At 73.6% G+C, this 25252-nt stretch carries 28 protein-coding genes, 2 pseudogenes and 2 riboswitches; of the genes and pseudogenes, 17 read left to right on the plus strand and 13 right to left on the minus strand.

Annotated features, from left to right (window positions below):
• Nucleotides 1-146: 146 nt before the first annotated feature.
• Complete coding sequence (glgX, locus tag EMA09_RS21390) at nucleotides 147-2345, plus strand: glycogen debranching protein GlgX (protein ID WP_240796504.1); 2199 nt, start codon at nucleotides 147-149, stop codon at nucleotides 2343-2345.
• A gap of 260 nt (nucleotides 2346-2605) precedes the next feature.
• Here glgX and gcvH read toward each other — a convergent pair whose 3' ends face one another.
• Nucleotides 2606-2995: a glycine cleavage system protein GcvH gene (gene gcvH, locus EMA09_RS21395; RefSeq protein ID WP_129842605.1), complete on the minus strand. Its 390-nt coding sequence runs from the start codon at nucleotides 2993-2995 to the stop codon at nucleotides 2606-2608.
• A 34-nt stretch (nucleotides 2996-3029) separates the two neighbouring features.
• Nucleotides 3030-4168: pseudogene (gcvT, locus tag EMA09_RS21400) on the minus strand (glycine cleavage system aminomethyltransferase GcvT).
• Between the two features lie 68 nt (nucleotides 4169-4236).
• A riboswitch (glycine riboswitch) is annotated at nucleotides 4237-4349 on the minus strand.
• 4 nt (nucleotides 4350-4353) lie between these two features.
• Nucleotides 4354-4446, minus strand: a riboswitch (glycine riboswitch).
• Between the two features lie 82 nt (nucleotides 4447-4528).
• Here gcvT and EMA09_RS21405 point away from each other — a divergent pair.
• The 3 genes from EMA09_RS21405 (at nucleotide 4529) to EMA09_RS21415 (ending at nucleotide 6666) form a co-directional block, all read left to right on the plus strand.
• Complete coding sequence (locus tag EMA09_RS21405) at nucleotides 4529-5296, plus strand: enhanced serine sensitivity protein SseB (protein ID WP_129842606.1); 768 nt, start codon at nucleotides 4529-4531, stop codon at nucleotides 5294-5296.
• 53 nt (nucleotides 5297-5349) lie between these two features.
• The gene (locus EMA09_RS21410) at nucleotides 5350-6117 is read left to right on the plus strand and encodes an enhanced serine sensitivity protein SseB C-terminal domain-containing protein (protein WP_129842607.1); all 768 of its coding nucleotides are present in this window, start codon (nucleotides 5350-5352) and stop codon (nucleotides 6115-6117) included.
• A gap of 75 nt (nucleotides 6118-6192) precedes the next feature.
• The gene (locus EMA09_RS21415) at nucleotides 6193-6666 is read left to right on the plus strand and encodes a DNA starvation/stationary phase protection protein (protein ID WP_129842608.1); all 474 of its coding nucleotides are present in this window, start codon (nucleotides 6193-6195) and stop codon (nucleotides 6664-6666) included.
• An 83-nt stretch (nucleotides 6667-6749) separates the two neighbouring features.
• Here EMA09_RS21415 and EMA09_RS21420 read toward each other — a convergent pair whose 3' ends face one another.
• The 6 genes from EMA09_RS21420 to EMA09_RS21445 form a co-directional block, all read right to left on the minus strand.
• The gene (locus EMA09_RS21420; protein WP_129842609.1) at nucleotides 6750-7220 is read right to left on the minus strand and encodes a hypothetical protein; all 471 of its coding nucleotides are present in this window, start codon (nucleotides 7218-7220) and stop codon (nucleotides 6750-6752) included.
• Nucleotides 7221-7472: 252 nt separating this feature from the next.
• On the minus strand, nucleotides 7473-8177 hold the full coding sequence (locus tag EMA09_RS21425; protein WP_129842610.1) for a hypothetical protein: 705 nt from the start codon (nucleotides 8175-8177) through the stop codon (nucleotides 7473-7475).
• 44 nt (nucleotides 8178-8221) lie between these two features.
• Nucleotides 8222-8437, minus strand: a complete 216-nt coding sequence (locus tag EMA09_RS21430) for a hypothetical protein (protein ID WP_129842611.1) — start codon at nucleotides 8435-8437, stop codon at nucleotides 8222-8224.
• Entirely contained in the window at nucleotides 8434-8685 is a 252-nt protein-coding gene (locus EMA09_RS21435; protein ID WP_240796505.1) for a hypothetical protein, read from the minus strand. The genes EMA09_RS21430 and EMA09_RS21435 overlap by 4 nt, the downstream gene beginning before the upstream one ends.
• Nucleotides 8686-8754: 69 nt before the next feature.
• The gene (locus EMA09_RS21440) at nucleotides 8755-9993 is read right to left on the minus strand and encodes a helix-turn-helix transcriptional regulator (protein ID WP_240796506.1); all 1239 of its coding nucleotides are present in this window, start codon (nucleotides 9991-9993) and stop codon (nucleotides 8755-8757) included.
• Nucleotides 9994-10234: 241 nt separating this feature from the next.
• Nucleotides 10235-10417, minus strand: a complete 183-nt coding sequence (locus EMA09_RS21445) for a hypothetical protein (RefSeq protein WP_129842612.1) — start codon at nucleotides 10415-10417, stop codon at nucleotides 10235-10237.
• 126 nt (nucleotides 10418-10543) lie between these two features.
• On the opposite strand from EMA09_RS21445, the gene EMA09_RS21450 reads away from it, so the two are divergent.
• Nucleotides 10544-10753 carry a hypothetical protein gene (locus EMA09_RS21450; RefSeq protein ID WP_129842613.1) on the plus strand — a complete coding sequence of 70 codons (210 nt, stop codon included), beginning with the start codon at nucleotides 10544-10546 and terminating at the stop codon, nucleotides 10751-10753.
• A gap of 19 nt (nucleotides 10754-10772) precedes the next feature.
• Here EMA09_RS21450 and EMA09_RS21455 read toward each other — a convergent pair whose 3' ends face one another.
• Nucleotides 10773-10976, minus strand: a complete 204-nt coding sequence (locus EMA09_RS21455) for a hypothetical protein (protein ID WP_129842614.1) — start codon at nucleotides 10974-10976, stop codon at nucleotides 10773-10775.
• Nucleotides 10977-11250: 274 nt separating this feature from the next.
• On the opposite strand from EMA09_RS21455, the gene rox reads away from it, so the two are divergent.
• A complete protein-coding gene (gene rox, locus EMA09_RS21460; RefSeq protein WP_129842615.1) occupies nucleotides 11251-12735 on the plus strand; it encodes a rifampin monooxygenase in 1485 nt (494 codons plus the stop codon).
• Here the strand turns inward: rox and EMA09_RS21465 are convergent.
• Complete coding sequence (locus tag EMA09_RS21465) at nucleotides 12698-13426, minus strand: TetR/AcrR family transcriptional regulator (RefSeq protein ID WP_129842616.1); 729 nt, start codon at nucleotides 13424-13426, stop codon at nucleotides 12698-12700. The two genes, rox and EMA09_RS21465, sit on opposite strands and share 38 nt — an antisense overlap.
• A gap of 145 nt (nucleotides 13427-13571) precedes the next feature.
• On the opposite strand from EMA09_RS21465, the gene EMA09_RS21470 reads away from it, so the two are divergent.
• The 4 genes from EMA09_RS21470 (at nucleotide 13572) to EMA09_RS21485 (ending at nucleotide 16273) form a co-directional block, all read left to right on the plus strand.
• On the plus strand, nucleotides 13572-14537 hold the full coding sequence (locus EMA09_RS21470) for an NAD-dependent epimerase/dehydratase family protein (RefSeq protein WP_129842617.1): 966 nt from the start codon (nucleotides 13572-13574) through the stop codon (nucleotides 14535-14537).
• A 79-nt stretch (nucleotides 14538-14616) separates the two neighbouring features.
• Nucleotides 14617-15378: a hypothetical protein gene (locus EMA09_RS21475; RefSeq protein ID WP_240796507.1), complete on the plus strand. Its 762-nt coding sequence runs from the start codon at nucleotides 14617-14619 to the stop codon at nucleotides 15376-15378.
• Between the two features lie 64 nt (nucleotides 15379-15442).
• Nucleotides 15443-15883: a VOC family protein gene (locus tag EMA09_RS21480; protein ID WP_129842618.1), complete on the plus strand. Its 441-nt coding sequence runs from the start codon at nucleotides 15443-15445 to the stop codon at nucleotides 15881-15883.
• Nucleotides 15884-15940: 57 nt separating this feature from the next.
• Nucleotides 15941-16273, plus strand: coding sequence for a hypothetical protein (locus EMA09_RS21485; protein ID WP_129842619.1), 333 nt, complete (start codon nucleotides 15941-15943; stop codon nucleotides 16271-16273).
• Between the two features lie 167 nt (nucleotides 16274-16440).
• On the opposite strand, the gene EMA09_RS21490 is transcribed toward EMA09_RS21485, so the two are convergent.
• Entirely contained in the window at nucleotides 16441-17217 is a 777-nt protein-coding gene (locus tag EMA09_RS21490; RefSeq protein WP_129842620.1) for an endonuclease/exonuclease/phosphatase family protein, read from the minus strand.
• 609 nt (nucleotides 17218-17826) lie between these two features.
• Here EMA09_RS21490 and EMA09_RS29495 point away from each other — a divergent pair.
• The 4 genes and pseudogenes from EMA09_RS29495 to EMA09_RS28475 form a co-directional block, all read left to right on the plus strand.
• Nucleotides 17827-18426: pseudogene (locus tag EMA09_RS29495) on the plus strand (N-acetylmuramoyl-L-alanine amidase); the annotation flags it as partial.
• A gap of 564 nt (nucleotides 18427-18990) precedes the next feature.
• Nucleotides 18991-19587, plus strand: a complete 597-nt coding sequence (locus EMA09_RS21505) for a sigma-70 family RNA polymerase sigma factor (protein ID WP_129842622.1) — start codon at nucleotides 18991-18993, stop codon at nucleotides 19585-19587.
• A complete protein-coding gene (locus tag EMA09_RS21510) occupies nucleotides 19584-20210 on the plus strand; it encodes a hypothetical protein (RefSeq protein ID WP_129842623.1) in 627 nt (208 codons plus the stop codon). Before EMA09_RS21505 ends, EMA09_RS21510 begins: the two co-directional genes overlap by 4 nt.
• Nucleotides 20211-20290: 80 nt before the next feature.
• Complete coding sequence (locus EMA09_RS28475; RefSeq protein ID WP_168220777.1) at nucleotides 20291-20467, plus strand: hypothetical protein; 177 nt, start codon at nucleotides 20291-20293, stop codon at nucleotides 20465-20467.
• Here EMA09_RS28475 and EMA09_RS21515 read toward each other — a convergent pair whose 3' ends face one another.
• On the minus strand, nucleotides 20468-21199 hold the full coding sequence (locus tag EMA09_RS21515; RefSeq protein WP_129842624.1) for an N-acetylmuramoyl-L-alanine amidase: 732 nt from the start codon (nucleotides 21197-21199) through the stop codon (nucleotides 20468-20470).
• Between the two features lie 84 nt (nucleotides 21200-21283).
• Here EMA09_RS21515 and EMA09_RS21520 point away from each other — a divergent pair, with 84 nt between their 5' ends.
• Nucleotides 21284-22453 carry a cysteine desulfurase family protein gene (locus EMA09_RS21520; protein ID WP_129842625.1) on the plus strand — a complete coding sequence of 390 codons (1170 nt, stop codon included), beginning with the start codon at nucleotides 21284-21286 and terminating at the stop codon, nucleotides 22451-22453.
• Nucleotides 22454-22483: 30 nt separating this feature from the next.
• Nucleotides 22484-23620, plus strand: coding sequence for a tRNA 2-thiouridine(34) synthase MnmA (mnmA, locus tag EMA09_RS21525; RefSeq protein ID WP_129842626.1), 1137 nt, complete (start codon nucleotides 22484-22486; stop codon nucleotides 23618-23620).
• 19 nt (nucleotides 23621-23639) lie between these two features.
• On the opposite strand, the gene EMA09_RS21530 is transcribed toward mnmA, so the two are convergent.
• Nucleotides 23640-24455 carry a carbon-nitrogen hydrolase family protein gene (locus tag EMA09_RS21530; RefSeq protein ID WP_129842627.1) on the minus strand — a complete coding sequence of 272 codons (816 nt, stop codon included), beginning with the start codon at nucleotides 24453-24455 and terminating at the stop codon, nucleotides 23640-23642.
• 88 nt (nucleotides 24456-24543) lie between these two features.
• On the opposite strand from EMA09_RS21530, the gene EMA09_RS21535 reads away from it, so the two are divergent.
• Nucleotides 24544-25233: an SDR family oxidoreductase gene (locus EMA09_RS21535; RefSeq protein WP_129842628.1), complete on the plus strand. Its 690-nt coding sequence runs from the start codon at nucleotides 24544-24546 to the stop codon at nucleotides 25231-25233.
• Nucleotides 25234-25252: the final 19 nt, after the last annotated feature.

Here is a 25252-nt window from a genome sequence, read left to right on the forward strand (position 1 = left end):
CGAGCGCCATCGATCGTGACAAAATGCCCCATTCCCACGCCGGAGACCGTCCGGTCACGCGCGGCGTCACGCCATGTCCGGCCCGACGCGTGAGCGGAGCCCCGGCGCAGGGAAGCATCACCGTGACAAGACACCTGGGAGGGCGCGTGTCACAGGCACCCGAGCGCGTGAGGACCGAGGTCTGGCCCGGCGGGCCGCAACCGCTCGGCGCCCGGTTCCAGGCCGGGCCCGGCGGTGTGGAGGGCACGAACTTCGCCCTGTGGGCGGGCGGCGCGGACGCCGTCGAGGTCTGCCTCTTCGACGACGACGGCCGCGAGACGCGCTGTCCCCTCGAAGAGCTGACCCACGAGATCTGGCACGGCTTCCTGCCCGGGGTGCGTCCCGGCCAGCGGTACGGCTACCGCGTCCACGGCCGCTGGGACCCGCCGTCCGGCGCCCGCTGGAACGCGGCCAAGCTCCTCCTCGACCCCTACGCACGGGCCGTCGACGGCGACTACGCCACCGACGGGCCCCTCCCGCCCGAGGTCTACGGCCACTCCCGCGACTGGCCCAAGCAGGAACTCGCCGACACCGTCCGCGACGAGCGGGACTCCGCCCCGTTCGTCCCCAAGGGCGTCGTCGTCGCCGACACCGACGGGACCACCGAGGACGAACGCCCCGGCACGTCATGGGCCGACTCCGTCATCTACGAGCTGCACGTCCGCGGCTTCACCATGCGTCACCCCGACATCCCGCCCGAGCTGCGCGGCACGTACGCGGGCCTCGGCCACCCCGCCGCGATCGAGCACCTGACCAGCCTCGGCGTCACGGCCGTCGAGCTGCTGCCCGTCCACCAGTTCGCGCACGAGGACCACCTCCTGCGCCGCGGCATGCGCAACTACTGGGGCTACAACTCCATCGGCTACTTCGCCCCGCACGCCGCCTACAGCGCCTCCGGCACGCGCGGCCAGCAGGTCGCCGAGTTCCGCGACATGGTGCGCGCCCTGCACCGGGCCGGCCTCGAAGTCATCCTCGACGTGGTCTACAACCACACCGCCGAGGCCAACGAGTTCGGCCCCACCCTGTCGCTGCGCGGCATCGCCAACCCGGGCTACTACCGCCTCACCGACGACCCGCGCCGCTACGCCGACTACACCGGCTGCGGGAACACCCTCCACGTCGTCCAGCCGCAGGTCCTGCGCCTCATCACCGACTCACTGCGCTACTGGGTGCAGGAGATGGGGGTGGACGGCTTCCGGTTCGACCTCGCGGCGGCCCTCGCCCGCTCGTTCCACGACGTGGACATGCTGTCGCCGTTCCTCGCGGTCATCGCGCAGGACCCGGTGCTTCGGCGCGCCAAGCTGATCGCCGAGCCGTGGGACGTCGGCACGGGCGGCTACCAGGTGGGCGCGTTCCCCCCGCTGTGGACGGAATGGAACGACCGCTACCGCGACACCGTCCGCGACTACTGGCGCGGCGCGCTGCCCGACGTCCGCGACCTGGGGTACCGCCTGTCGGGCTCCAGCGACCTGTACGCGTGGGGCGGCCGGCGCCCGTACGCCTCCGTCAACTTCATCACCGCCCACGACGGCTTCACGCTGCGCGACCTGGTGAGCTACGAGCGCAAGCACAACGAGGCCAACGGCGAGGACAACCGCGACGGCAGCGACGACAACCGTTCGTGGAACTGCGGCGCCGAGGGCGAGACGGACGACGCCGGCGTGGGTGCCCTGCGCCGCCGCCAGCTCCGCAACCTGCTCACGACCCTGCTGCTGTCCACGGGCGTGCCGATGCTCGTCGCGGGGGACGAGATGGGCCGCACCCAGGGCGGCAACAACAACGGCTACTGCCAGGACAACGAGACCGGCTGGATGGACTGGTCGCTCGCCGGCGACCCCGCGTGGCGCCCGCTGCTCGACCTGACGCGCCGCCTCATCCGCACGCGCCGGGAGCACCCGGTGCTGCGGCGCCGCGCGTTCTTCTCCGGGCGGCGGCAGGGGCCGGAGGGGATAAGGGATCTGGGCTGGTTCACGGCGCAGGGCACGGAGATGACGGAGCAGGACTGGTGGGCGCCGAGCCGGACCCTCGGCATGTTCCTGTCCGGCCGGGACATCCCGCAGCGGGACTGCACGGGCCGGCCGGTCGTCGACGACAGCTTCCTGCTGCTGCTGCACGCCGACGACGAGCCGGCGCGGTTCCCGCTGCCCGGTCCTCCCTGGGCCGACGGGTACGAGCTGATCGTGGACACATCGCTGGAGGAACAGGAGACGGAACCGGGCACGCTGCACCCCGCCGGCACGACACTGGACCTGCCACCCCGCTCGGTCCTGCTCCTGCGCGCCATCCCACCGACCGCGACCCCCTGACTTCTGCCCGTTGGGGCCGAGCCGCTGGTCGCCACTTGCGGTGCCGTGCAGGGGTGGAACGTTCTACCGGTAGGCGGCGAGCGTGCGTGCAACGTTTTACTCGGTGGCGTCGGGCTGCTGCGGCCTGCCGTCCGGGCACCCAGGCGCCGCCGGGCTGGAAAACGTTCCACCGGCGAGCGGCTGGGGAGTGTGCAACGTTTTACCTCGTGCGCGGGCGGCGGGGGACGGCCGGGACCGTGCCCCCCGCGCTCATGCCTCGGTCACTGGGCCGTGAAGTCGGCGTACTCACCGGCCGTCATCAGGCCCTCGGGCTCGGGCGCCTCCGGGTCGGTCCGCACGCGGAACAGCCAGCCGTCGCCGAAGGGCGCGGAGTTCACCAGGGCCGGGTCGTCCACCACGTTCTGGTTGATCTCGGTGACGGTGCCGCTGACCGGCGCGTACAGGTCGCTCACCGACTTGGTGGACTCCAGCTCGCCGCACGGCTCACCCGCCGTCACGGTCGCGTCCACGTCCGGGAGCTGCACGTACACCACATCGCCCAGCGCGGTCGCCGCGTACTCGGTGATGCCGACCGTCGCCACACCGTCGTCGGCGGCCGACAGCCACTCGTGCTCCTTGCTGTACCGGTACTGCTCGGGATTGTCGCTCATGGGGTGATTCTCCTGGATCGCTGCTGAACCGCTGTCACTTGCGCCGCCGGTAGAACGGCAGGTCCACCACGTCGTACGGCTCCCGCGCGCCCCGGATGTCCACCGCCACACCGTCACCGCCCGGCGTCGCGTGCCCGGCTGCCACGTACGCCATCGCGATGGGCCGCCCCAGCGTCGGCGACGGCGCCCCCGACGTCACCTCGCCGATCACCTCGCCCGCCGCGTCCACCACCGCGTACCCGGCGCGCGGCACACGCCGCCCCCGCGCGCGGCGAGCCCGACCAGGACGCGCGGCCCCCCGCCGGCGGCCCGTTCACCGCCCGCCTCCGCCTTCGCCGCCACCAGCGCGGCCCGCCCGACGAAGTCCCCCGGCTTGCCGAACGCGACGACCCGCCCGAGCCCCGCGTCGAACGGCGTGACCTCCGCCGTCAGCTCGTGCCCGTACAGCGGCATGCCCGCTTCGAGGCGCAGCGTGTCCCGGCACGCGAGACCGCACGGCACGAGCCCGTCGTCCCGCCCCGCCTCCGTCAGCGCCTCCCACAGCGCGGGCGCGTCACCCGGCGCGCAGAACAGCTCGAACCCGTCCTCACCGGTGTAGCCCGTGCGCGCGATCATCACCGGCCGCCCCGCCACGTCCCCCGGCAGCCCGGCGTAGTACCGCAGCCCGCCCAGGTCGGCGTCCGTGAGCCGCGTCAGGATCTCCTGCGCGCGCGGCCCCTGCACGGCGAGCAGCGCGTACGCGTCCCGGTCGTCGCGGACCGCCGCGTCGAAGCCGGCCGCCCGCTCGCGCAGGGCGGCCAGGACGGTCCCGGCGTTGGAGGCGTTCGCGACGACGAGGTACGTGTCGTCCGCCGTCCGGTACACGATCAGGTCGTCGACGATGCCGCCGTCCGGCGCGCAGATCATCGTGTACCGCGCCCGGCCGACCGCCAGCGCGGAGAGGTGCCCGACCAGTGCGTGGTCGAGGAACGCGCCCGCCTGCGCGCCCGTGACGGTGAGTTCGCCCATGTGGGAGAGGTCGAAGAGGCCGGCCGCCGTCCGCACGGCCTGGTGCTCGGCGCGCTCGCTGCCGTACCGCAGCGGCATGCGCCAGCCGGCGAAGTCGGTCATGACCGCGCCGAGCGCGGTGTGCGTCGCGTCGAGGGCGGTGCTGCGGAGGATGTCGTCCGGCATGGGCGGGCTCCCGGTGAGGCGGAACGGAGGGCTGGGCGGTCGGTCGGGGGAACGGCCAGGCCCTCCCCATCTGTCATCTGCACCTGAGAGGTTCGCCGTGCAGGCCCGGGAGACGGGCCGGCGGCTTGCACCGTGGGTGGGACGCGCCCGCGCCGTGGCGGGATCGGTCCGCTTTCCAGATTCGCCTTCCGCGCGCGGTATCGGGGCCTGAGAGATTCAAGGGAGGACTTGCTCCTTCGGCGCCCCGGTCGCGCCGGGGACTCTCCCGCGCGGGGTCGAACGGCCGGTATGCGGTTGTCGGCACATCATCGCACGAACCACCGCGCACGGCCGGACGGGCTCAGCCGTTAGGGTGCGTGCATGACCGTTCCCAGGCAGCAGCCAGGCTTCGGCGGCGGATGGCCGAGCAACGAGCTGGAAGAGGTTCTCGCCGGTTCCCTCGGTGTACCCGACGCGGGACCCCGGCTGCTGAAGACCCTGGCCCGCAGCGCCCTGTGGGTGCCGCTCCCCGAGGGCGGCGGCCGCGAGAGCCGCACCCTCGACCTGCCGACCGTGCAGGTGAACGGCGGCACGTTCGTCCCGGTGTTCAGCTCGGCCGAGCAGTTGCACCTGGGCGGCGCCTCGCACCTGCCGTTCGCCGTCGCGCCCGCCTGGGAGTTCGCGCGCGGCCTGCCGCCGGGGATCGGCGTCGCCCTGAACCCGGGCGGCACCGTCGGCCTGCCCGTCCCGCCCGGCGCCGTCGCCGAACTGTGCCGCGCCACCCCGGGCGAACGGCTGCCCGGCGTGCCCACCGGCGCCCGGATGCGTCTTTTCCAGCCGGACTGGCAGGACGACCCCGTCGACTTCCTCGGCGCCGTCACCGGCGAGCTGTCCGCACTGCCCGGCGTCCGGTCCGCGCGGCGCGGCCTGGCCAGCGCCGAGGGCGCCGCGCCGGCGCTGTACGTCGGCGTAGAACTCGACGGCCTGGACGACGGCCACCGCCTCGCCGTGCACGACGCCCTCGGCCGCGCGCTGGCCCGTCACCCGGTCGTGTGGCCGGTACAGCTCGTGCTGCTGGATGCGGCCGACGACCCTGTGGTGGACTGGCTGAGGGAGTGCGTCCAGCCGTTCTACATCCGTGGTGTCTGAGGCCCCGGGCGCCATGTCACGCGCAGCCGAACCAGCGAGGAGGAACGGCCCAGGTGAGTGCGGCGCACGAGATCGATGACCTGCTCCCCCTGATCACGCCCGACCGCCTGGACGCCTACGAGGACCTCCTCGCGGCCCTCGCCCGCAGCGACGTCCTCATGCTCCTGTGGGACGGCAAGCCGGGCGAGCCGGACGCCCAGTACGGCAGCGTCGAGATCGCGGGCCACGGCTACGCCCCCTGCGTGACGTCCGCCCGCGAGCTGGCGGTCAGCGGCTGGACCCGCGAGCACGAGGTCATCGGTGGCCGCGACATCGCCGCCGCCCTCTTCCCCGAACACTGGGGCCTGTGGCTGAATCCCCACGCCCCCGGCGGTGGCCTCGGCATTCCCTGGCTCGACCTGCGGCGGATAGCGGGCGGCCTCGACCGGCTCCCGGCCGGTCCGCTGCGCATCGGTGAGCCGTCGGTCCGCGCCGACGCGTTCTACGACCTCCTGGTCCAGCGTGCCCGCCGCACTCCGGCGCTGCGGAGCCTGCGGCGCGGCTGGGTGCGGCCGGCCGTGGGGGCGGCGTACCTCGTGATCGGGCTCGACGTGGACGACTCGGGGGACGAGGCGGCCGAGGCCGTGCGGCAGATGATGCTGGAGGCGGTCCCCGCCGTCCCCGAGGGGCTGCCGGTCGGCACGGTCGCCATGGCCGACGCGTACGACCCGGTGGCGATGTGGCTGCGGGCGAACGCGCGGCCGTTCTACGACCGCGACGCGCCGGGCCAGGACCCGGCCGACCTGCGGCAGCACGGCTACGGCTACCCCCGCCCGCACTGAGCGCCCCCCGTTTCGTCCGGCGTTCCCGGGTTAACCGGATCCGGGTAGGCACATCACCACGAAAGGGGACGCCGCATGAACGCCGTGAAGAGTACGCTGCCGGACGCCGCGCTCAAGACGGTCGGCGAGGCGCTCCAGGGCGCGCTCGTGGACCTGGTCGACCTGTCGCTGGTCGCGAAGCAGACGCACTGGAACGTCATCGGTCCCCGGTTCCGCTCGATCCACCTGCAGCTCGACGAGGTCGTCTCCTCGGCCCGGGAGCACTCGGACACGGTCGCCGAGCGCGCCGCCGCCCTCGGGATCTCCCCGGACGGCCGCGCCGCCACTGTCGCGAAGGGCACGAGCATCGGCTCGGTCGCGGAGGGCTGGCAGCGGGACACCGACGCCGTGGCGACCATGGTCGACGCGCTGAACGCCGTGATCGTCCGCATGCGCGACCGCATGGCGGACGCCGGCGAGGCGGACCGGGTGACGGAGGACCTGCTGATCTCGATCACGCAGGATCTCGAGAAGCACCACTGGATGTTCCAGGCGGAGAACGCCACCTGAGACGACCGGAACGACTCCGGAGCGCCGTGCGCGGCGAGGCCCGGGCGCATCCATCGCGGTGCGCCCGGGCCTCGCCGCGTCCGTCAGATCTCCTGCGGCATGTCGTAGGCCGGACCGGGGGATTTGCCGGGGCCGGCGGCGTGGACGAACGGTGTGAAGATCTTGGCGCCGTTGTGGAACGCGCAGCCGACGCCGGGTGTCTTCGGCGCCTGCTCCCGGTCGGAGTAGGCCCAGCAGCGGGCCATCTCGCGGAGACCGGTGTTGGTCAGCAGGGCGGCCAGGTGCCGTTCGACGTCCGTCAACGCGACTCGGCCTTCCCCCAGTTCGGGTACGGTCACCGGCTCCGGGGCGTCTTTCTCGACCGGCTCCTCCGGCCCGTCGTACCGGTCGCCCTCGCGCGCCTGCGCGGTGATCGCGTGCCGGATCTCGGCGCCCGACGGCAGGTGGAGCCGGACACCGTGGGGCCGGGTGGTGCCGTCCGCCCACGGTTCGGCCCGGAGACCGGCGGCCTGGTACGTGGCGATGGCGAACTGCTGGAAGCGCTCGGGACGCATCGGCTGTCGGGTCCCCTCCTGTTGTGACGGACGGTGCGCAGTCTAAGGCGGAGAGTGCGCATGGCGGTGGGAAACCGGGAACACGGACGGGTGGGTGGCGGCGCCTCCGGCTCATGGCCGGCGCGGGGGCGCCGCCGGTTCAGGGGGTGTCGTGGTCGAGTGCTCGGGCGACGGTGCGGGCGATGTGGAACGTGAGCCCGGTCCACGCGACGAGCGCGCCGCTCGCCAGCCCGAGGACGATCCAGGCTGCGGTCACCGGTCGCCCTCGGGAACCACGTCACGGACGGCGGTGCGCAGGACATCGACGGCGTCGGCGGCGATGGCGCGGGCGGCGTCGCGTTCCAGGTCGGCCGTCGTCCGTGCGGTGGCGAGGGTGGCGGCGGGCCAGAGTCGGTCCACGGCGGGCTGTACGTCGGCCAACTGGTCCTCGTCCAGATCGGCGAGCCGCCGCACGAGTTCCGTCGGAACAACGTCCGGCCAGTAGTGGAGGTCCCCCCGGCTGCTGCTCGGGTGGGCGAGGAACGGAACAAGCCGCTGCTCCACCAGACACGGGCGGCACGCCTGGAACCCACGCCCGGGACCGGCCGTCGCCTCCCCCGCGGCGACGGTTGTCAGTGGCCCGGTGGTGGTCTCGCAATACATGCACAACGGCCCGGGCGCGGCATCGACGGCGGCCCGCAGTTCGTCCACGGCTGCTGTGATCCCGTGCTCGGCCTTCGCACGCACCGCGACGAACAGGCGGGTCACCACCGGCTGGAGCGTCACCCCCGGCGCCAGGTCGGCCAACCGCACCACCAAGTCGTCCGGCACCTCGTCCGGCCACTGGTGCGGCTCACCCCAACTCGACACGGGGTGGTGGACGACCGGGATGAGACGACAGGCCAGCAGACACGGACGACACGCGTGCTGCGACCACCCGGCCGCCGACTCCGCCTGCATCAACGAGATCACCGTCAACGCCGGACCGGTCTCCCCACACCCACCACAACGAAGATTCATGCTCACGCCCCCGCCTCCGACTCGTCCGTGCTCTGGCCGGCCGATGCGCGCGGCGCGGAACCGAGCGGCACGACCGGCCCTTCCAGGCCGGTGATGACGGTGATGTGCGGGTTCTCCTCCCGCCTCGGGGCGGGAGTCAGGACAGGGCCGGCGTAATATCCGGACGCCGCATCCGCGATCGCTGCTCGCCGCGTCCTGGGCATGCCGCTGCCGCTCACCGGCCGGTCTCCTGCTTGCGCGTCGAGGCGGAGAGAAGGCGGTGCAGCTCGCGGACGAGCTGCGCCGCGTCCTCATGGGTCATGACCAGCTCGGCCACGCCGAGGTCCATACCGTCCCTGTGTACCCGCAGGGACAGCGCGATGCGTCCGGCCTCGGTGAGTCGTGTGGGCTGCGGGCCGCGCTCGACACGCATGCCCTGAGCCGGGTTCGCGGTGATCCCCGCCGCTCGTTTCTGAATTGCCGTCATGTTGCTGATAGTGGTCGCAACGTGACTCTGCATCCCGGAAAAATCTTCCGGGGTGCAGTGGCTTCCGGGTCAGGCTGTGGCGAGCACCCCCACATGCTGCGCAAGATCGCGCAGGTCAGCACGGTACTGCGGCCGTTCCCGCTTCATGAGGTGCTGTACTGCTTCACGCACAAGAGGGAAGTACTGGATCTCCTCGGGTGACGCCTCGCGGATCTTTTTCAGCATGTAGATGGTCGCGAAATCGTCGCCGACCAGTCGGTTCGCGTGCATGACTTCGACCAGGTAGCGGGTTGTCCGCTCCAGGGGGAGGACCCCGCCGGGCTCCGGTACTTCGACATCGTCCGCCAGGCGCAGCGCTTCCGCCGCGTCTCCTTCCTCGGCCGCCAGGTGCACGGCGTGCATCTTGACGTTCGTCGGGCCGAACGCGGTGTGCCAGTCGTTCCGGTCATGCCCGATCCGGTCGGCGATCCTGTCCGCCTCCCGCAAGAGGTCCCACGCGGCGGGCGCATTGCTGCCTCGCACGGCCGCGATGACGCCGACGAGGTGGAGCGCGCCGTATGCGGACAGGTGGTCCTGAGTCGCGTCGTCTCCGGGGCGGACGTGCTCGATGGTGGAACGCGCGAGGTCCAGCGACTCCCGCACGTCCCCCGAGCTGACGAGAATGCCGGCGACATTCCAGGCCGCCGCTGCGATCAGCGTCGGGTCGCCTGTCTCGTCCGCGATCTGCATCGCCCGGTCCGCCGCCAGGAGGGAAAGCTTCCGCTCGCCCACACGTCGCAGGTACACCTGATGGAGGTGCAGCAGTGACACGATCGCGCGAACGGCTCCCGTCTCATCAGCACCCGTCGTGCTGCGCAGTGTCAGGTACGCCTCGGCCAGCAGTCCCGGCAGCAGCCCGCCCACTGGGCCGTACCGCTCGGTCTGGGTTTCGTAGATCCGCCATGCCTCCGTGACCCGTTTGCTCAGCTCCAGGACGGTCAGGGGGTCGCCCGGCAAGTTCCGGCTGAGCAGGCTGGGCGGAGTGTTGAGAGCACGCCGGATGCCGGGGACGGCTGGATGCTCCGGGCTGCCCGTGAGACTGAGGTTGACGGATGGCCCGATCAGGTCGCTGAGGTCCGTCACGCCGAGGACGCGCCCGACGTCCAGGAGCAGGGACAGACGGTCAACCGGGATGAGGTCGCGCTCGACCTTCGAGACCCAGTCCTCGGAGCGGCCGATGAGGCCGCCCAATACGGCTTGGCTCTTACCGCTCTTGATCCGGTAGTACCTGATGCGTTTGCCGATGGACAGCTCTGGAACGTCGATCATGAATCCCCCTTCGGGGTGTGAGCACTCAACGCCCAGAGTACGACCGGAAGTCAGGGGCGACGGGAATACTGGTGCAGCCATCCCCTTCGGGGACTTCCCACAACGGCCCCGCGCACAGGGGACCATTGCGCTGTTGGGATGAACGCCGGGGCACTGGCTCCATGGGGGGGGCACGGGGGCGGGCGACTGGAGTGCTGCGATCGCGGCACTGTCCCAGTGATCAGGCGACCCAGTGCCGTGATCAGTCGCCGCCGCCGTCACCACCGTCGCCATGGCCGCCGTCGCTCCTGCCGAAGTCGCCGCCCGCTCCGTCGTGGGGTGGGCATGAGGAGCTGCCGTTTCCCCCGTTGTCGATCTCGAAGAACCAGATCAGCGGCCCGGCGATGGCCAGAACGACGATGATCCCCACCACGAGTTCCGCCATGGCTTTCCCTCCCGGCCGCCGCGTGGCGGCCCATGTTCCCGGTGTACCCGGGACGACGCCGGTTCGGTTCAACGGCTTTGTGTGAAGGCGTGGTTGGGAATGTGGTGAGTATGGCATGGTGATGTGGTGACCGAAGATCTCATGCGACAGCTCGCCGCTGCGCAGGCCGTGCTGGCCCAGCGGCGTCAGGAGGCGGACGACGCCGCCCGTGAGTTGCGGGCCGCCATCGTCGCCGCCGCCCGTGGCGGGGTCATGCAGCGGGCCATCGTCGACGCCACCGGTCTCTCCCGCGAACACGTCCGGCGCATCTGCCGGGACGCGGGCTACAAGCCCTGAACGACCGTCCCCGCGCCGGTCATTCGTGCGGGGGAGTGCAGCGCGCCGGGGCCTGGCAGTAGTAGCCGCGACCCTTGCAGTGCCAGCAGCTATGCGGTGCCGCGACGCCCTGCGCCGGTCCCGACGCGGGCACGTACAGCGTCTCCCTGAACTCCACGCGCTGCCCCGTGCACGCCTGGCACTGCCGGTGCGGACCCGGGCAGTCGTGCGATCCATCGGCCATGCCGTCCCCCTCGTGTTCGCGCCCACGCGGTCCGCCGGGCCACCTCCGCAAGGGTCCACCCGCACCGGCCCGGCCCGCCAGGAGCCGACCGGCCCTGTCACGACTTCCGCACGGAACGTCACCCGGCTGCTCACGAACAGCGGGAACACGAAAGGCAAGGAGACATCTCTCCCTGCCACTCTCAACCTATAGCGCACCCGGGGGCTTGCGGCAAGACCCCCCATCCGCCGCACAATCACCGGCCGTAAGCGGAACCTGTACGTGTGGGGGCGGGATGACCGATGTGATCGTGGTCGGCGGCGGGCCGACCGGGCTGATGCTGGCGGCCGAACTGCGGCTGCACGGCGTGCGCGTGGTCGTGCTGGAGAAACTGACGGAGCCGACCGGACAGTCCCGGGGACAGGGCCTGCACGCCCGCAGCGTCGAGATGATGGACCAGCGCGGCCTGCTCGACCGGTTCCTCGCGGTCAGCAGGAGGTTCAGCGCCGGCGGCCTCTTCGGCGGCGTCGTCAAACCGTGGCCCGACCGGCTCGACACGGCGCACCCGTACGGCCTCGCCGTCCCGCAGCCCGTCACCGAACGGCTGCTCGGCGAGCGCGCCGTCGAACTCGCCACCGACATCCGGCGCGGTCACGAGGTGGCCGGGCTGACGCAGGACGGCGACGGGGTGACCGTGCTGCTGGCGGACGGCACGCGGCTGCGTTCGCGCTACGTCGTCGGGTGCGACGGCGGCCGCAGCACGGTGCGCGGGCTGCTCGGCGTCGGTTTCCCGGGCGAGCCCGCCACGGTCGAGACGCTGCTCGGCGAGATGGCGGCGACCGAGGCGCCGGAGACCATCGCCGCCGTCGTCGCCGACATCCACAGGACGCAGCTCCGGTTCGGCCTCGCGCCCCTCGGCGACGGCGTGTACCGCGTCATCGTCCCGGCAGGCACCGTGTCCGGGGACCGCGCGGTCCCGCCGACCATCGACGACTTCAGGGCACGGCTGCGGGCGGTCGCGGGCACGGACTTCGGCGTGCACTCGCCACGCTGGCTGTCCCGGTTCGGCGACGCCACCCGGCAGGCCGAGCGCTACCGGGTCGGCCGTGTCCTCCTGGCGGGCGACGCGGCGCACATCCACCCGCCGACCGGCGGGCAGGGGCTCAACCTCGGCATCCAGGACGCGTTCAACCTCGGCTGGAAACTGGCCGCCGAGGTGACCGGCCGGGCGCCGGAGGGGCTGCTGGACAGCTACCACGCCGAACGGCACCCGGTCGCCGCCCGCGTGCTGGAGAACTCCCGCGCGCAGATGACGCTGCTCGGGGACGGTCCCGGCGCGACCGCGCTGCGGGCGCTGTTCTCGCGGCTGATGGACTTCGATGAGGTGAACCGCCACATCACCGGCATGATCACGGCCGTCGACGTCCGCTACGACCTCGGCGGCGGCCACGACCTGGTCGGCCGGCGGCTGCGCGACCTGCGGCTGAAGGAGGGGCGCCTGTACGGGCTGACGCACGCCGGTCGCGGACTGCTGCTCGACCGGACGGGCCGGCTGTCGGTCACCGGCTGGGCGGACCGCGTCGACCACGTCGTGGACCCCTGCGAGGAACTGGACGTGCCGGCCGTGCTGATGCGCCCCGACGGCCATGTGGCGTGGGTCGGCGACGACCGGCGGGACCTGCTCGGCCCGCTGCGGACGTGGTTCGGCGCCGCCGCCGGCCGAGCCCCGGCGGCGCCACCGGTCAGTCCGGCAGGCGGAAGGTGTCCGCCAGCTCCGTGAGCTGCGCGGCGAGCATGGTCCCGGGCCGGTGCCCCATGCCGCTGAAGTGACCCGACACCTCCAGGCTCACCGTGCCGTGCACGGCGGACCAGGTGAGGGTGGCGCCGGCGAGCGCACGGCCCGCCCGCCCGTCCGCGCCGAGCCCGGCCCGCGCGACCCACTCGGCGACGGCCGCGTCGTTCCCGACCCACGCGGTCATCTCCGCCACCAGCGGCAGGACCCGGTCGTCCGGCGGCACGGCCGGGTCCGCCGCGCCGAAGACGGCGAGGAGCGGCAGCATGCCGGCCCGCGCGCGGTCCCGGGTGTCGGCCGGCGCCGCGTAGCCGGGGACGGGCGTCCCCTGGATGAGCTGGTAGCGGTGCGGCTGCGCCAGCGCCCACGCCCGGTACGCGTCGCCGCACGCCCGCAGCCGCGCGCGCGGGCCGTCCCCGGCGCGCGCCGCGGTCGCCTCGGCGGCCGTCACGGCCTCGGCGAAGGCGTCGTACGCGTCCCTGATCAGGTCGCTGAGCAGCGCGTCGCGGCCGTCGAAGTAGCGGTAGAGCGCGGGGCCGGAGACGCCGAGTTCCTTCGCGATGCGGGTGAGGGCGACGGCCTCGGGGCCGCCCTCGGCGAGCCGGCGGAGGGCGACCTCCTTGATCTCGGCGCGGGTCTGCTCGCGGTAGCGCGCCCGCGGGGTGTTCGCCGTCGTCATGGTGAAACAGCTTAGCGGTCGTGAGAGGGCTTCACGGCGGAGTCTTGTTAGGGGGCGTAACTTTAGTTATTGTCTCTAACGAAAGCGATCGGGTCGCTCCTCGGGCGGCGCCGTGCCGTCCGGACCGGTCGCGAGAGGGGTTCCCATGTCGACACCGTCATCCGATGCCGCGGCGCCGCACGTCGTCCTCGGCTCGGGACCGGCCGGCACCGCGCTGGCGGCTGAACTCGTCGGCCGAGGCCGTGCCGTACGGCTGGTCAACCGGTCCGGCGACGGCCCCGCGCTGCCCGGCGTCACCCGCCGCGCCGCCGACCTCACCTCGCCCGACGGCGCCCGCGCGGCCGTGGCCGGCGCCGCCGTCGTCTACCACTGCGCCAACGCGCCCTATCACCTGCAGACCGCCGTCATGCCGGCCGTCCAGCGCGCGCTGCTGCCCGCCGTGGCCGACGCCGGGGCGCGCCTCGTCGTCCTCGACACCCTCTACCCGTACGGCCCGACCGGGGGCCGCCCGATGACGGAGGACACGCCCTGGCGGGCGACCTCGCGCAAGGGCCGGATGCGCGCCGAGCTGGACGAGGCGTACCTCGACGCCCACCGCGCGGGCCGCGTCCGCGTGGTCATGGGCAGGTCCGCCGACTTCGTCGGCCCCGGCGTCATCGGCTCCACGCTCGGCGGGGCCGTCTTCCCCGGCGCGCTCACGGGCGGCGAGGTCGCCGGCATCGGCGACATCGACCTGCCGCACAGCTACACCGCCATCGGGGACGTGGCCGCCGGGCTCGCCGTCCTCGGCGAACGCCCCGACGGTGACGGCCGTGTGTGGCACCTGCCGACGGCCCCGGCGCGCACCACGCGGGAGGTCCTCGACATGGTCGGGGAACGCGTCGGCCGACCGCTGGAACTGGTCGTCCTGGACGAGCCCCGCCCGTTCGGCCCGTTCGACGCGACGTTCATGGCCGAGTACGCCGAGATGTTCTACCAGCACACCGAGCCGCAGATCATGGTCTCCGACGCCTTCGAGGAGACCTTCCGCACGGCGCCGACGCCCCTGGCGGACACGCTGGACGCCACCCTCGCGTGGTACGGGCAGTGGCTGGCCGCGCAGCACGCCTGACCGGCCGCTCCCGCTTCACCCGCGCGGATTAGAGTCCGTCCCAGGCAGGCGATCGATGCGGCGGAGGCGGGAAGTCCTGATGACGCGGACTCTGGGGTTGAACGATGTCGGCGGCCAGCACACGTGGGCCAGGAAGAACGGGCAGCCGGCACCGCCCGACGACGGCCGCGTGCCCCTGGAGATACGCGTCTCCGACGACCCGCGTCCCGAGGGCGGCCCGGCCTACCGGACCGTGGCGTTCCCCGAGCGGCGGCTGCCGCCCGGCGGCGTCAAGGAGTACCGCGCCGGCCGCAAGCAGGGCGTCCGCACCTTCGTCCTGTGGGCCGATCCGCACCGCACGCGGGTGTTCGCCCACGTCGTGACCACGTCGGCGACCAAGGGCGGCCCCGCGACGTACGAGGTGCTGGGCGAGGCCGACGAGCACCTGGCGCGCATCGAGCGTGAACCGGCCATGCGGGGTGGCGGGATCCGCACCCGCTGGACCGTCCGGCCCGCCGGGTGGCCGCCGGTCTCCGGGCTCAAGGGCCGGGCCTTCTGGTGGGTCGTGTGGTGGCTGATCTCCCCGATCCAGCTCGTCATCGCGGTCGGCAGCGTGGTCGCCGGCAGCGGGGACGTCGCGCGGATGCCGCGCCGTACACGGTGGCGCGCCGGGGAGCGGGTCGTGCTCGACTACCGCAGCGGAGTGGGCGACGGTTTCCTGCTGGAGGTCGCGGAGGGGTGGGACGACCGCGTGACCGCGTCGCTCCTCGCGCTGCTCGACAGCCACGAGGGCTGGATGGGGAACGCGTGGGACGACTACAACGGCAAGGCACCCGAACGGCGCGGATTCCAGCCCCAGTAGGAGGGAGCCGTGGAAAAGTGATGCCGACCACGCACCGGCCGGCAGCGCGCCCAGGAGGACCAGCATGGCGGTCCAGCGGATGGACAACGTCCTCATCGTCGTCTCCGACCTCGACGCGGCCGTCGCGTTCTTCGTCGAACTCGGCCTGGAACCGGAGGGGAGGACGCCGGTGGAGGGGCGGTGGGCCGAGCGGGTCATCGGGATCGACGGCGCCCGGCAGGAGATCGCGATGCTGCGGACCCCGGACGGCCATGGCCGGATCGAGCTGGCGCGCTTCCACACCCCGGAGGCGGTCGCCGCCCGGCCGGCGGACGCGCCGGTGAACACGCTGGGCCTGCGCCGCGTCATGTTCGCCGTGGACGACATCGAGGACACCGTCGCCCGCCTGCGCGCCCACGGTGCCGAACTCGTGGGCGAGGTGGTGCGCTACGAGGACAGCTATCTGCTCTGTTATCTGCGCGGCCCCGAGGGCGTCCTCGTCGGCCTGGCCGAGCCGCTCGGCTGACGGCCGCCCCGGCCCGGTGCGCGGCACGGGACACCCCCACCGCCTATTATCGAACACGTGTCCGAAATGCCGCCCGATCTGCCGCGCCTCCGGGTCCTGGCGACCTGGCTGGAACTGAACCTCGACCGGGTCAGGGAGGCCATCGAGGCCGCCGAGCGCCGCGCGGCCGAGGAGGCGGACCGGCCGCACTGGTGGCTCCAGTGGATGCGGGTGCCGGCGGGCCGGCCGGCGCGGGCCGTACTGCACCGGCGCGGCTGCTGGTGCCCCGGTGAGCCCGACCTGCGGGCGGCGGACGTACGGCGGGCGGCGGCGTCGCACCCCGGGCTGATCGAGGGGTGCCCGGCCTGCCGGGCACAGGTCCCGGACGACGTCGGCCCCGGCACCGCCTGAGCGGTGCCGGGGCCGGGGCGCGTACCGCCGGCGGGGAGGACCCGCCTCCGGCGGCCCCGCCCGGGGTCCCTGGGGGGTGTTCTCCGGTTACCCCCGTATGCCGTTCCCCAACATTTTTCTTCCGGCAATCCCTCGAACGAGGGAAACCGCGACCCGTCCGGCGTAGGTCAGGGCAGCCGGACGAGGGCCTGGACGGGCGTGTGGTCGGACGGCCAGCGGCCGTCGCGTGCGCGGTAGGTGTTGATCGCGGCGCGCAGGACCTCCACGTTCGGGCGGGCGAGGATCCAGTCGATGCGGTCGCCGCCGGCGACGGGTTCGCCGTAGCCGGGGAACGTGCCCCACGCCTCGGTCACCCGGCGGCCGGTGTTCCAGGTGTCCACGAGGCCGCCGTCCGTCACCAGGATGCCGTAGGACGCCGAGGACTCGGCGGGTGTGTTGAAGTCACCGGTCAGCAGTACCGGCAGGTCCGCGTCGAAGGCGGCGATCCGGTCGCGCACCAGGGCGGCGGAGCGCTGCCTCGCGTTCTCCGACTGGTGGTCGAAGTGCGTGTTGACGTGCACGAACTCCTTGCCGGTACGGCGGTCGGCGAAGCGCACCCATGTCACCATGCGGACGACGTTGTTCCCCCAGGAGGCGGAACCGATCACGTTCGGGGTGTCCGAGAGCCAGAAGTGGTCGAAGTCGAGCGGTTCGAGGCGGCGGGTGTCGTAGTGCACGGACATGAACTCGCCCCGGCCGCCGCCCTCCCTGCCGAGGCCGATCCAGTCCATGCCGTCCCCCAGGTCGGCGGCGATCTGCCCGACCTGGTGGTACAGGGCCTCCTGCACGCCCAGCACCGTCGGCCGTTCCCGGTCGAGGAGCGCGGCCAGGGTCTGTCCGGTGGGTCTTGTCGCGGCTCGCGGCGTCGGATGCGGTGCATCGCAAGGCGCCGGATCGCAGCTCATACCCGACCGTATTCGCGCGATACGGCAACGCAGCGAGGTGCCGTAGCCGGCGTCGCGAGACAGGCAAGATCCGCCGGACAGACCCTGGCACGGGCCGCCGGTCGGTCCAGGCGTCGTCGGTGCCGGGAGCGGCGTTCGCGTCGTAGCGGATGTTGAAGGACATGATGTGCAGCCGGTCGCCGGTGGCCTCACCGATGACCGGGCGCGGCCGGCCGGTGGCGCGTGCGGTGCCGGCGGTCGCCGCCAGCAGTCCCGCGGCGGCGCCCGTGGCACCCAGTACGCCTCGCCGTGTCACGGCCATGTGAATCCTCCTCGCCTTTCGCCGCCCGGCGCACCGCGCGCCGGGCGGGAGGAACACTGCCCGAGCCCGGGAATGCCGTCCAGGAGCGTGTGTTGAAGTTACGCGGCCGGCCGCCAAGTTTTCACATTTCCCTTTCGTCGGGTCAACTGCCGTTATGGGAAAGGTCATTGGGTGATTCCGGCGCTGGGGGCGTGAACAGCCCTCTTGCGCGTCGCGGGCCGTCGGCCGTACATCTCGTACCGTGCCCGGCCGCGCATTCCGGGCGCGTTCCCCCACCCATTCCACCCGTCCGCCGAGGGGGTCACTCCATGGCCACTCCGCTTTCCGCCGACGCGATCCTGAAGGCGCTCAAGGACGAGGGAGTGAAAGTCGTCGAACACAAGAACTGGCGCACGCACAACCGCAATGGCGCCGGCGCATGGGGGCCGGTCCACGGGGTGATGGTCCACCACACCGTCACCACCGGCACCGACGCCTCCGTCGACCTGTGCTACGACGGACGCTCCGACCTCCCCGGACCGCTGTGCCACGGCGTGATCGCCAAGGACGGCACGCTGTACCTCGTCGGCCACGGCCGCGCCAACCACGCGGGCGCCGGCGACGGGGACGTCCTCGACGCCGTCATCGCCGAGGCGTCCCTGCCCGCCGACAACGAGGCCGACACCGACGGCAACACCCACTTCTACGGCTGGGAGTGCGTCAACCTCGGCGACAACAAGGACCCGTGGCCGGCCGAGCAGGTCGAGGCCATCGTGCGCGCGTCCGCCGCCGTCTGCCGCGCGCACGGCTGGGGCAAGGACGGCGACACCTCCGTCATCGGCCACCTGGAGTGGCAGCCGGGCAAGATCGACCCGCGCGGCCCCGGCATCACCATGAAGGACGTCCGCGCGCGCGTGGCCGAACGCCTCCGGCACGACGCGGACTGGACCCCCGGCAGCGGGCCGGGCGAGGAGGACGAGATGCCCGAGTGGACGGTCTACGGCACCACCGACTACGTCCGGACCGCCGAGCCGGACACCTGGACCACCCTCAAGTTCAACCGGCGGCACGACGGCAGCGGCTGGGTCGACAAGGAGGCCGAACCGTCGATCCTGTTCGGCCCCTGCCACTACACGGCGTCGGTCGGGGTGCGGGTGCGGGGCCTGGTGGCGGGTGAGGAGTTCCAGATCCGGCTGGCCGAGTACCGGGAGGCGGCCGACGGATCGTTCGAACGCACCGGGACCATGCCGATCACCTCACCCGTCCACGACGGCGGCGACGGCCACTTCACGTACACCTGGACGGGCTTCATCTCCGCCACCGACAAGGGACGCATCCGCGTCGAGGTGAAGACCGTCGGCGACACCCCGGTCGAGATCGACTGGGCGCGCGCCGAGTCGCTGTACTGGCCCGCCTGACGGCCCGCCGTAACGTTCTCCCGTCCTCCCGCCAAGTAGAGGCAGAAAGCAGGACGAGGACGGGAGCACCCCCTTGTGAAGATCCCCGTACGAGGCCGCGGCGGCCCGGCCGCCGTGGCGCGGGACCCGGCGTTGTTCGAGGAGTTCTACCGGCGGCACATCGACGCCGTGACACGGTTCCTCGCCCGGCGCGTGGACGACCCGCACACCGTCGCGGACCTGACGGCCGAGGTCTTCCTCGCGGCCATCGACTCCGCGCACACCTACGACGCGGCCCGCGGCAGCGAGATCGCCTGGCTGTACGGCATCGCCCGCAACACCGTCGCCGCCGAACGCCGCCGCGCCGCCCGCGCGACCGCCGCCGCCACCCGGATCGCCGGCCGCCGCCTGCTCGCCGCCGACGACATCGCGCGCCTGGAGGAACGGCTCGCCGCCGAGGAGGCCGGCCGCCGCGCCCTGCGCGCCCTCGCGACGCTCCCCGACGGCGAACGCGCCGTCCTGGAACTCATCGCGGTCGACCAGCTCACCGTCACCGAGGCCGCGCGGGCACTCGGCATCCGGCCGGTCACCGCACGCGTGCGGCTGCACCGCGCCCGCAAGTCCCTGGCCGAGGCGGCCGCACCGCCCGCCGAACCCACCACCCTTCCCGTCACCGCAGGGAGTTCAGCGTGACCACGACCTTCGAGGACCGCCTCCTGGACGAGCTGAAGAACGAGGTCCGCATCGCCGCCGCCGCCGACCCCGCGCCGGCCGGCCGCCGCGCCAGGACACCGCTGCGCGTCGCCGCCGGCCTGACCGCGGCGGCGGCCGTCGCGGGCGGCTACATCCTCCTGCCGGGCGGCGGCGCCACCCCGGCGTACGCCATCGAGGAGAACCCCGACGGCTCCGTGACCCTCACCATGTCCGACGCGGAGCCCACGTTCGACCGGGACGCCCAGCGCGCGTTCGCCGAGGACCTGGAGGCGCACGGGGTGCGCGTCCTGATCGACCCCGCGTCCGAGGGACAGGTGTGCACCTGGCCCGATGCCGTGTTCGCCCCGGGAACGCTGAACTCAGTCGGCGCGGTGGACCTGCGGGCGATGGACCTGGACGCGGATGAGGAGGGGAGGCCGCGGCCCGTGCGGCACGGGGAAGACGCCGAGCAGTCGGAACCGTACATCTCGCTCCGGGCCGGTGACACGGTGGTCATCGCCAACTACAGCGATCTCGACCTGGTCGACTACCGGTTCTTCGCCGGGGATCCGGGCGACTGCGCGCCGGTCGACATCGCCCGGTTCGCGAGGCCGGCGGAATGAACCCGCCCCGCGTCCCGCCCGTCCCGTGCGTCTCCCGCGTAACGGCCCGGGCGGGACGCGGGCACCGCTACCGTTTCCGCATGCAGTACGAAGCACGCCACAGCGCCGACCGAGGCTGGTACGTCGTGTCCGACGAGGGACACCTCGCCCACGTCCCCGACCCCGACACCCGGGAACTGCGGGCCGCCATCTTCGAACGCGAGGCCGACGCCCAGCGCTGCGCCGAGGAACTCAGCCGCCTCGGCACCCTGAGCTGATCACGCCTCCGCGTCCGCCCCCGCCCCCGAACCCGCGCCCGCCGCCGCGCGCACCAGCTCCATGTAGCGGTCCCAGTCCCAGTGCGGCCCGGGGCAGATCCGCACCACGTCCGGCACCTCGTTGTGCCCGACGATGTGCTGCCGGTCCACCGGTATGCCGTACCGGCCGCATATCCCGGCGACCAGGCGCGCCGACGACTCGTACAGCGTGTCCGTGAGGTACGACGGGTCGTCCGCCCAGCCCTCGTGCTCGATGCCGACGCTGCGCTCGTTGAACGCGCGGTTGCCCGCCTGGTAGGCGACGTCCAGCTCCCGCACCATCTGCGCCACGTGCCCGTCCTCCGACCGCACCACGTAGTGGGCGGCCGCCTCGTGCGAAGGGTCCTGGAAGACGCGCAGCGTGACGTCGTACGTGGCCTCCGGCATGTGGATCACGACACGGTCCACCGGGTAGTCGCGCGGCCGGTTCGCCCGCCGGTAGTTGGCCGCCGACGCCGGCACCCACTCGGCGCCCGGGTGGTCGACCTCGCCCTCCGTGCGCGCGACGTCCTGCGCGCCGTACCGCCACCACAGGCGTTCCAGCGGGCCACGGGCCAGCACGCCGCCGACGCCGAGCGTCACGGCGGCGCCGCCCGCGACGAGCAGCCGTCTGCGCCCCGGCGAACCGCGGCCGGAGCCGTCCGGGCCGCCCGCGCCGGACCGCTCGCCTGCCGCCTCCCCATCCGTGATCATGCGCTCACCCACCGCTTCCTCCCGCTCCGCCCAACGTCCGCGCGGCACCACCGGTTCCCGGCAGGCTCGTAGAATCTGGTCACCATGCCGTATTTCGATCACGCAGCCACCACTCCGATGGTGCCCGAGGCCATCGCCGCGATGACCGCCCAGCTCACCGCGACCGGCAACGCCTCGGCCCTCCACGGCGCGGGACGGCGGGCCAGGCGCGTGGTCGAGGAGAGCCGCGAGTCCCTCGCCGCCGCGCTCGGCGCCCGCCCCGGCGAGATCGTCTTCACCTCCGGCGGCACCGAGGCCGACAACCTCGCCGTGAAGGGCCTGTACTGGTCCCGCCGCGCCGCCGACCCGCGCCGCGTCCGCGTCCTGTCGAGCCCGGTCGAGCACCACGCCGTCCTCGACGCCGTCCGGTGGCTCGCCGACCACGAGGGCGCCGCCGTCGAATGGCTGCCCGTCGACCCGTACGGCCGCGTCCACCCCGACGCCCTGCGGGAGGCGCTGGCCCGCGACCCCGACGGCACCGCGCTCGTCACCGTCATGTGGGCCAACAACGAGATCGGCACCGTCCAGCCCGTCGCCGAACTCGCCGCCGTCGCCGCCGAGTACGGCGTCCCCCTGCACTCCGACGCCGTCCAGGCCGTCGGCCAGCTCGACGTCGGCTTCGCCGCCTCGGGCGCCGCCGCGCTCTCCGTCTCCGGCCACAAGGTGGGCGGCCCGTACGGCATCGGCGCGCTGCTGCTCGGCCGTGACGTCACGCCCATGCCCGTCCTGCACGGCGGCGGCCAGGAACGGGACGTCCGCTCCGGGACCCTGGACGTGCCGGCCATCGCCGCGTTCGCCGCCGCAGCCGGGGCCGCCGTCGCGGGCCGCGACGCGTTCGCCCGCCGGGTCGGCGCCCTGCGCGACGACCTCGTCGCCGCCGTCACCGCCGCCGTGCCGGACGCCGTCCTCGGCGGCGACCCGGACCCGGCCGGGCGCCTCCCGGCCAACGCCCACTTCGCGTTCCCCGGCTGCGAGGGCGACGCCCTGCTCCTCCTCCTCGACGCGCAGGGCATCGAGTGCTCCACCGGCTCCGCCTGCACCGCCGGCGTCGCCCAGCCGAGCCACGTCCTGCTGGCCACCGGAGCGGGACCCGAACTGGCCCGCGGGACGCTGCGGTTCAGCCTCGGGCACACCACCACGGCCGACGACGTCGCCGCCGTCGCACGGGCCATCGGCCCCGTCGTCGAGCGGGCGCGCGCCGCCGGCCTGAGCTGACCCGGCGGCGGCCCGTACCCTGGAGGCGCTATGACTCTCACTCCCCGCGCCGGACGCCCCCTGAAGGTCCTCGCCGCCATGTCGGGCGGCGTCGACTCCGCCGTCGCCGCGGCCCGCGCCGCCGAGGCCGGCCACGACGTGACCGGCGTCCACCTCGCGCTCTCCGCGAACCCGCAGTCGTTCCGCACCGGAGCCAGGGGCTGCTGCACGGTCGAGGACTCGCGCGACGCCCGCCGCGCGGCCGACGTCATCGGCATCCCCTTCTACGTCTGGGACCTCGCCGAACGCTTCCGGCAGGACGTGGTGGACGACTTCGTCGCCGAGTACGAGGCGGGCCGCACCCCCAACCCCTGCCTGCGGTGCAACGAGCGCATCAAGTTCGCCGCCCTCCTCGACCGGGCGCTCGCCCTCGGCTTCGACGCCGTCTGCACCGGCCACTACGCCACCGTCACCACCGCACCGGACGGCACCCGCGAACTGCACCGCTCCGCCGACGCGGGCAAGGACCAGAGCTACGTCCTCGGCGTCCTGGACCAGCGGCAGCTCGCGCACGCCCTGTTCCCGCTCGGCGACACCCGCGCCACCAAGGACGAGATCCGCGCCGAGGCCGAGCGCCGGGGCCTCGCCGTCGCGCGGAAGCCCGACAGCCACGACATCTGCTTCATCGCCGACGGCGACACCCGGGGCTTCCTCGCCGGCCGCCTCGGCACCGCCGAGGGCGACATCCTCGACGAGGACGGCGAGAAGATCGGCACGCACGACGGCGCGTACGGCTTCACGGTCGGGCAGCGGCGCGGCCTGCGCATCGGCCGCCCCGCGCCGGACGGCAAGCCCCGCTACGTCCTCGACATCTCGCCCGTCGCCAACACCGTCACGGTCGGCCCGGCCGAGGCGCTGGACGTCACCGTCCTCACCGCGATCCGCCCCCGCTGGTGCGGCGCCGCACCGGCCGGTCCCGCCGCGTACACGGCGCAGTTGCGCGCCCACGGCGGCGAGACGCCGGTGGTGGCCGAGCCGACCGACGGCGGGGAGGGGCTGCGGGTGCGGTTCGAGCGCCCGGTGCGCGGCGTCGCGCCCGGCCAGGCGGTCGTCCTGTACGACGGCACGCGCGTCGTCGGCTCGGCGACCATCGCCACGACCGAACGCGCCGGCGCCTCCCGCGTCTGACGGGCGCTCCCCGGGCCGCTCAGCCGGCGGGCGGCGGCGCCGGGGGGAGGTCCACCCGGTTCGCCAGGACGGGGACGGCCGCGCGCGCCGCGTCCGTCTCCGCCGGGTCCAGGTCGAACACGAGCGTGCCGGGTTCCCCGCCCAGGCGCGCTCGCACCTCGCCCAGCGGCGAGACGATCATGCTGTTCCCGATGCCGGTCGGCGCCGTCGTCCGGGGTGGATCGCCGACCGTCGCCGGGTCCGCCTGGCCCGCCGCCACGACCCAGCAGGTGCTGTCCAGGGCGCGCGCCCGCACCAGCAGCTCCCACTGCCGCGCCTTCCCCGGCCCCGCGCCCCAGGACGCCGGCAGCAGGATCACCCGCGCCCCGCGATCGGCGAGCCCCGTGAACAGCCCGGGGAACCGCACGTCGTAGCAGGTCGCGAACCCGAGGCCGACGCCGTCCAGCTCCACGGTCACCGGGCGGTCGCCCGGCGCCACCGTCGCGGACTCCGCGAAGCCGAACGCGTCGAACAGGTGCAGCTTGTCGTACGAGGTGTCCACGCCGCGCCCGGTGATCAGCAGGGTGTTGCGTACCCGCCCGTCGGGCGCCGGCGTGAACATCCCCGCCACGACGAGCGCCCCGGCGCTCGCCGCCGCCTCGCGCACCCCCTCGGCCCACGGCCCGTCCAGCGGCTCGGCGACCGGCCCGAGCGGGATGCCGAACCGGGCCATCGCCGCCTCGGGCAGCACCACCACGTCCGCGCCCGCCGCCGCCCCGGCGACGGCGGCGCGCACCTCCCGCAGGTTCTCCGCCGGCGAAGTGCCCGACAGCATCTGCACCACCGCGATCCGCATGACCTCTCCCCTTTCCGTCCGTCGTCACCGCTCACCGCGTTCCGCGCCCGCCGCAGCGTGCCGGGACACCGTGGGGGACCATGGTCGTATGGCAACACACCTGATCACCGGGGCGGGCTCCGGAATCGGCGCGGCGCTCGCGCGCCGGCTCGCCGAGCGCGGCGAGGACCTGTGGCTGTGGGCGCGCGACGCGGGGCGCGCGCGGGAGCTGGAGAAGCACTTCCCCGGCGCGCGCACTCTCGTGGGCGACCTCGGCGAGCCGGAGCGCCTTTCCTGGGCGCTCGGCCACCAGTCACCGCCCGACCGCATCGACGGGCTCGTCCACTGCGCCGGCGTCGCGGAGCTGGGTCCCGTCGGCGACCTGACGCCCGCCGTCTGGCGCGCCACCCTCGCCGCGAACCTCGTGGCCCCCGCCGAGCTGACCCGGCTGCTGCTGCCCCAGGTCCGCGCGGCCCGCGGCCACGTCGTCTTCGTCAACTCGGGCGCCGGGCTCCGCGCGAACCCCGAGTGGAGCGCGTACGCGGCGAGCAAGCACGGGCTGCGCGCCCTCGCCGACGCCCTGCGCGGCGAGGAGGCGGCGAACGGCGTGCGCGTCACCTCCGTCTACCCGGGCCGCACCGCGACCCCCATGCAGGAGAAGATCCACCAGCAGGAGGGCAAGGCGTACGACCCGGACCGCTGGATGACGGCGGACGACGTGGCCACCACCGTCCTCACCGCCCTCGACCTGCCGCGCGGCGCCGAGGTCACCGACCTGACGGTCCGCCCCACGGGCTGACGGCGGCGGTGGCGGGGGC

The organism is Streptomyces sp. RFCAC02 (assembly GCF_004193175.1).
GTDB lineage: Bacteria > Actinomycetota > Actinomycetes > Streptomycetales > Streptomycetaceae > Streptomyces.

Coding starts and splice junctions, on each gene's coding strand:
- gcvH (WP_129842605.1), bottom strand. CDS start 2,995: ATGAGCGACAATCCCGAGCAGTACCGGTACAGCAAGGAGCACGAGTGG.
- EMA09_RS21405 (WP_129842606.1), top strand. CDS start 4,529: ATGACCGTTCCCAGGCAGCAGCCAGGCTTCGGCGGCGGATGGCCGAGC.
- EMA09_RS21415 (WP_129842608.1), top strand. CDS start 6,193: ATGAACGCCGTGAAGAGTACGCTGCCGGACGCCGCGCTCAAGACGGTC.
- EMA09_RS21420 (WP_129842609.1), bottom strand. CDS start 7,220: ATGCGTCCCGAGCGCTTCCAGCAGTTCGCCATCGCCACGTACCAGGCC.
- EMA09_RS21435 (WP_240796505.1), bottom strand. CDS start 8,685: ATGACGGCAATTCAGAAACGAGCGGCGGGGATCACCGCGAACCCGGCT.
- EMA09_RS21440 (WP_240796506.1), bottom strand. CDS start 9,993: ATGATCGACGTTCCAGAGCTGTCCATCGGCAAACGCATCAGGTACTAC.
- EMA09_RS21445 (WP_129842612.1), bottom strand. CDS start 10,417: ATGGCGGAACTCGTGGTGGGGATCATCGTCGTTCTGGCCATCGCCGGG.
- EMA09_RS21455 (WP_129842614.1), bottom strand. CDS start 10,976: ATGGCCGATGGATCGCACGACTGCCCGGGTCCGCACCGGCAGTGCCAG.
- rox (WP_129842615.1), top strand. CDS start 11,251: ATGACCGATGTGATCGTGGTCGGCGGCGGGCCGACCGGGCTGATGCTG.
- EMA09_RS21465 (WP_129842616.1), bottom strand. CDS start 13,426: ATGACGACGGCGAACACCCCGCGGGCGCGCTACCGCGAGCAGACCCGC.
- EMA09_RS21470 (WP_129842617.1), top strand. CDS start 13,572: ATGTCGACACCGTCATCCGATGCCGCGGCGCCGCACGTCGTCCTCGGC.
- EMA09_RS21475 (WP_240796507.1), top strand. CDS start 14,617: ATGACGCGGACTCTGGGGTTGAACGATGTCGGCGGCCAGCACACGTGG.
- EMA09_RS21480 (WP_129842618.1), top strand. CDS start 15,443: ATGGCGGTCCAGCGGATGGACAACGTCCTCATCGTCGTCTCCGACCTC.
- EMA09_RS21490 (WP_129842620.1), bottom strand. CDS start 17,217: ATGAGCTGCGATCCGGCGCCTTGCGATGCACCGCATCCGACGCCGCGA.
- EMA09_RS28475 (WP_168220777.1), top strand. CDS start 20,291: ATGCAGTACGAAGCACGCCACAGCGCCGACCGAGGCTGGTACGTCGTG.
- EMA09_RS21515 (WP_129842624.1), bottom strand. CDS start 21,199: ATGATCACGGATGGGGAGGCGGCAGGCGAGCGGTCCGGCGCGGGCGGC.
- EMA09_RS21520 (WP_129842625.1), top strand. CDS start 21,284: ATGCCGTATTTCGATCACGCAGCCACCACTCCGATGGTGCCCGAGGCC.
- mnmA (WP_129842626.1), top strand. CDS start 22,484: ATGACTCTCACTCCCCGCGCCGGACGCCCCCTGAAGGTCCTCGCCGCC.
- EMA09_RS21530 (WP_129842627.1), bottom strand. CDS start 24,455: ATGCGGATCGCGGTGGTGCAGATGCTGTCGGGCACTTCGCCGGCGGAG.
- EMA09_RS21535 (WP_129842628.1), top strand. CDS start 24,544: ATGGCAACACACCTGATCACCGGGGCGGGCTCCGGAATCGGCGCGGCG.